This window comes from Wolbachia endosymbiont of Drosophila bocki (genome assembly GCF_028982005.1).
Classification (GTDB): domain Bacteria; phylum Pseudomonadota; class Alphaproteobacteria; order Rickettsiales; family Anaplasmataceae; genus Wolbachia; species Wolbachia pipientis.
In genome coordinates this window covers 1-1864 of sequence record NZ_JAPQLG010000154.1, presented here as the reverse complement: position 1 = coordinate 1864, position 1864 = coordinate 1, and the positions used below count along the sequence as shown (strand labels likewise).

The following is a 1864-nucleotide window of genomic DNA, read 5'->3' as shown; positions in this document are numbered from 1 at the left end:
ATATTCATCTAGTCCAGAATTCTTGACACGTTGTATAATTTGAAATTTCTCTGCTTCTGAAAGATCTTTGCGGTATATACTACCAGTTGTGTCCTTATATTTAAATTGAAACATCCATCCACGGTCTTTATATTCATCTACACCCATCTGCTTGCAAATAGCTTTATAATTTTTTTCTTCTACCTCAAGTCCAATTGCATTTGCCATCAGCTGACCATTTACATAGTCCAATTCTCTTACTTTTGTTGGGGAAAACTTGAATTGAAATACGTGACCCAATTCATGGGCTAAAACATTATCCATATAAGCAGTTTTATAGCACATCAGGATTTCTCCAGATGCCATTCCCCCAGAATTATCAATCATACTCTGATATCCAGCAAATCTCGGAATTAGAGCACCATATTTCCTATAATCATCTTCATTATTAAAAATATAGATCTGTACAGCTTCTGGTCTATCAATACAAAACTTTGCTTTATATGCATCATAAGCACTTTGGATATCCATTTTTACTTGATCTTGCTCGCGTTGTGATAGGCTACCAAAATTTATGGTGAAATCTAGATCTTTACACCTATAGTTGAATTGATTAGGCAGCACATCTTGTAATCCTACGTATTTTGTATTCTCACCAAAGTTTCTTGATTGTGCAGTTTTATATAAATTATTACGGTATGTAATAGAGTTTCCGTTAGGCAACTTAGGTATCTGCGCAATCGCTGTTCCATTACTATCATAGAAGAAAATGTCAGAATCACCAATCCTAAAATCCTTTATAGATTGCCCGCAAGTGCCATCATTTGCACAATCGTGATGATTTGGGTCAGTCTTCTTATAAAACCATGCGTTAGTGTATTTTCCCATTTTGATACCTCACTACCAAACCTTACTATATTATTATCTTGGTAAAAATCATAATAATTCGTTAACTTGTATTTTAAATCTGTATCAAATGTGCTTTTCTCGTAAGGTATCAATTGTGAAGTAATTAACTTTATTTGTTTAAAATTTTGCTAAAATAGCTCTTTTTATACTATGTTTTATATAGCTAAACTGACTTAGATTTACTGACAATTTGAAAAACAAAAATTCGTCATTCCGCTACTAGAGGTTGTCCACAAACCAGTAAATCAAGCATATTCCCTACTTAACATAACTTTACTCATAGCCAGATATATGAAACTTTCAGTAGATGTTGTAAGTAAATCATACTCCTTTGATAGCCTTCTATTTCTATTGATCCAAGCAAAAGTCCTCTCTACCACCCACCTTCTCGGCTGTACTGAAAATCCAGGATCCCGTTGTGGCAATAGTTCTAGTGGTGTATCTTTATGCACCCAAAACCTACATGGAGGCCTTTTGACAATTTCAATATCTATCCCATATTCTCTCTTTACGTAATCCTTTAAATCTTTTCCTTGGTATCCCATATCAGCCCACATTTTCTTAATATTGCTGTATTTTTCCTTCATATTGTCCAATGCCATCTTCACCCCATCTCTGTCATTTTCGCTTGCAGCTCCTACATAGCAACCAAGCACAAATCCTTGAGTATCTGTGATTATATGTCTTTTTCTCCCCTTTACCCTTTTCGCACCATCATAACCTTTGACCCCCCTTTTTCCGTGGTTTTTACCGATTGACTGTCCACTATGCATGCGCTCGGCTTCCCATTTTTGACCTACTATATTTAGTGATATCATAGTTCATTTTCTCAAAAATTCCCTGCTTTTTCCATCTTCTAAACTGTTCATGCACAGCCTTCCACGGCGGAAAATCGTGTGGTAAATAGCGCCATTGACATCCTGTGCGCAGTATATAAAGAATTGCATTTACTATCTCACACTTACTGTATTTTGGT

General features: G+C 35.4%; 1 protein-coding gene and 1 pseudogene. Both read right to left on the bottom strand.

The annotated features are described in order from the left end of the window. On the bottom strand, positions 1-867 hold an 867-nt coding region (locus tag OZD61_RS03420; protein WP_274979854.1), incomplete at its 3' end, for a hypothetical protein. Positions 868-1133: 266 nt separating this feature from the next. Then, positions 1134-1864: pseudogene (locus OZD61_RS03415) on the bottom strand (IS5 family transposase); the annotation flags it as partial.